Here is a 423-nt window from a genome sequence, read left to right as displayed (position 1 = left end):
ACATGCCGAGGATCACCAGCGCAAAAATCACAAAGGTCACGAGAAATACCGGCAGCATCGTCAGCCTCCAAAGTCGTCGAGGAGAATATTCTCGTCCTCGACGCCCAGATCTTTGAGCATCTTAATTACCGCGGCGTTCATTACAGGCGGCCCACACATGTAGAACTCGCAGTCTTCCGGCGCCGGGTGATCGCGTAGATAGTTCTCGTACAGAACGTTATGGATAAAGCCGGTATGCCCGGTCCAGTTATCTTCCGGCATCGGATCGGAGAGCGCGACGTGGAAGGTAAAGTTTGGATTGTCGCGCGCCAGCTGTTCAAACTCCTCATCGTAGAACATTTCGCGCAGCGAACGGGCGCCGTACCAGAAGCTGATTTTGCGCGTGCTGTGCAGGCGCTTGAGCTGGTCGAAAATATGCGCACG

The 423-nt window shown here is 54.6% G+C and carries 1 pseudogene; it reads right to left on the bottom strand.

Features of this window, described 5'->3' with window-relative positions:
- Positions 1 to 60 precede the first annotated feature (60 nt).
- Positions 61 to 423: pseudogene (locus tag PL597_RS26085) on the bottom strand (NADH:ubiquinone reductase (Na(+)-transporting) subunit F); the annotation flags it as partial.

Source organism: Agrobacterium sp. ST15.13.013 (assembly GCF_027956525.1).
Taxonomy (GTDB): Bacteria; Pseudomonadota; Alphaproteobacteria; order Rhizobiales; family Rhizobiaceae; genus Agrobacterium; species Agrobacterium salinitolerans.
This window is presented reverse-complemented; position numbering and strand designations above follow the sequence as displayed.